This is a genomic window from Streptococcus sp. GMD1S, assembly GCF_000296875.1.
GTDB lineage: Bacteria > Bacillota > Bacilli > Lactobacillales > Streptococcaceae > Streptococcus.
In genome coordinates, this window is sequence record NZ_AJQY01000101.1 from 1 (window position 1) to 2,298 (window position 2,298).

The 2,298-nt window shown below is 41.4% G+C and carries 3 protein-coding genes; all 3 read right to left on the bottom strand.

Going from position 1 to position 2,298, the window contains the following annotated elements; translation table 11 throughout:
* A partial coding sequence (locus GMD1S_RS07310) for a signal recognition particle receptor subunit alpha (RefSeq protein ID WP_000863605.1) occupies positions 1–449 on the bottom strand: 449 nt, incomplete at its 3' end.
* 11 nt (positions 450–460) lie between these two features.
* Positions 461–793: a putative DNA-binding protein gene (locus tag GMD1S_RS07315; protein ID WP_000402066.1), complete on the bottom strand. Its 333-nt coding sequence runs from the start codon at positions 791–793 to the stop codon at positions 461–463.
* A 144-nt stretch (positions 794–937) separates the two neighbouring features.
* Positions 938–2,134, bottom strand: coding sequence for an elongation factor Tu (tuf, locus tag GMD1S_RS07320; RefSeq protein WP_001040720.1), 1,197 nt, complete (start codon positions 2,132–2,134; stop codon positions 938–940).
* Between the last annotated feature and the right edge of the window lie 164 nt (positions 2,135–2,298).

Below are 2,298 nucleotides of genomic sequence, written 5' to 3' on the forward strand. Positions count from 1 at the left end.
TTCAACTGGTCGATGGCGGCTGGGCGGTAAATATCCGCAGCAATCATCAAAGGACGTGCATTTTCTTCCTTCTTGAGTTTATTAGCCAGCTTACCAGCAAATGTTGTTTTACCAGCCCCCTGCAACCCGACCATCATGATAATGGTTGGAATTTTTGGTGACTTGATAATCTCAGCCGTGTCGGAACCTAAAACGGCTGTCAGTTCCTCATCCACGATTTTGATAATCTGTTGGGCAGGATTGAGGGTATCAATGACCTCGTGTCCGACTGCACGTTCACGAACCTTCTTGATAAAGTCCTTTACAACAGGCAAGGCAACGTCGGCTTCAAGCAAGGCCAAACGAATCTCTTTGGTTGCTTCTTGGACATCCGCCTCAGATATTTTTCCTTTTTTACGTAAATTTTTAAAGACGTTCTGTAAACGTTCTGTTAAACTTTCAAATGCCATTTTTCTTCCTCTTACTCTCTATTATCAATGCTTGTTAAAATTTCTATCTGCTCCTGCAGAAAGTCATCCTTGGGATAACGCTCCAAGATCTGGTCAAAAATCTGACTGCGGACAATGTAGTCCGAATACATGTGCAGTTTCATCTCATAATCTTCTAGAATCTTTTCTGTCCGCTTGATATTGTCATAAACAGCTTGACGACTGACACCGAACTCTTCAGCAATCTCAGCAAGACTATAATCATCAGCATAATAGAGTTCAATATAGTTCATCTGCTTGTCTGTCAAAAGCGCCGCATAAAATTCAAAAAGGGCGTTCATACGATTGGTTTTTTCGATTTCCATAACTTTTATTATACCAAAAAAACTATTATACTGCTAGAGTAGAAGCACTTCAAATAGAGTAAGGAGAAGAAAAAAAGAACCTTGCAAGGCAAGATTCTTTTAGTGTCTGACTTAAATAATTGTTCTTCTGGGAACTTAATCGAATTAAGCTTCGATTTCTGTAACCATACCTGAACCAACAGTACGTCCACCCTCACGGATAGAGAATGTAGTACCTTGTTCTACGGCGATTGGGTGGATCAACTCAACGTCGATAGTCACGTTATCACCAGGCATTACCATTTCAGTACCTGCAGGAAGTTCGATTGAACCTGTAACGTCAGTAGTACGGAAGTAGAATTGTGGACGGTAGTTGTTGAAGAATGGAGTGTGACGTCCACCTTCTTCTTTAGTAAGGATGTAGACTTCACCTTTAAATTTAGTGTGTGGGTTGATTGAACCTGGTTTAGCGATAACTTGTCCACGTTCGATTTCGTCACGTTGAACACCACGAAGAAGGACACCTACGTTATCTCCAGCAAGACCTTCGTCAAGTTGTTTACGGAACATTTCAACACCAGTAACAACTGCTTTTTGAGTTTCTTCTTTGATACCAACGATTTCGATTTCGTCGTTGACACGAACAGTACCACGGTCGATACGTCCTGAAGCAACTGTACCACGTCCAGTGATTGAGAATACGTCTTCGACTGGAAGAAGCAATGGTTTTTCAGTGTCACGTTCTGGTTCTGGGATGTACTCATCAACAGTGTTCATCAATTCCATGATGATGTCTTCGTATTTAGAGTCACCTTCAAGAGCTTTAAGAGCTGAACCTTGGATAACTGGAAGATCGTCACCTGGGAAGTCGTATTCTGACAAGAGGTCACGGATTTCCATTTCAACCAATTCAAGCAATTCTTCGTCGTCTACCAAGTCAATTTTGTTCATGAAGACGATAAGGTGTTTAACACCAACCTGACGAGAAAGAAGGATGTGCTCACGAGTTTGTGGCATTGGTCCGTCAGTTGAAGCTACTACAAGGATAGCTCCGTCCATTTGAGCGGCACCAGTGATCATGTTTTTAACGTAGTCCGCGTGTCCTGGAGCGTCGATGTGAGCGTAGTGACGTTTTTCAGTTTCGTACTCAACGTGCGCAGTGTTGATAGTGATACCGCGTTCGCGTTCTTCTGGAGCAGCATCGATAGACGCATAGTCTTTAGGTTGGTTAACTGCTGAAGGCAAGCGACGTGCCAATACAGTTGTGATAGCTGCAGTCAAAGTAGTTTTACCGTGGTCAACGTGTCCGATAGTACCAATGTTAACGTGTGGTTTACTACGATCGTATTTTTCTTTTGCCATTTGAGTAAAAGCCTCCAATAAAATATATTTTATAGATAGACAGTAGGCAATACAGTCTAACTTTCCTTACTATTTTATCAAATTTCTGCTAAATTGCAAGTGTTTTACACATATTTTGTGAATTAATCTAAATCTTATCAAATCCTGTTCTTCTGCTTCTTTAT

Excerpts from the sequence above, each read along its gene's own strand:
- tuf (WP_001040720.1), bottom strand. The coding sequence starts at position 2,134 with ATGGCAAAAGAAAAATACGATCGTAGTAAACCACACGTTAACATTGGT.
- GMD1S_RS07315 (WP_000402066.1), bottom strand. The coding sequence starts at position 793 with ATGGAAATCGAAAAAACCAATCGTATGAACGCCCTTTTTGAATTTTAT.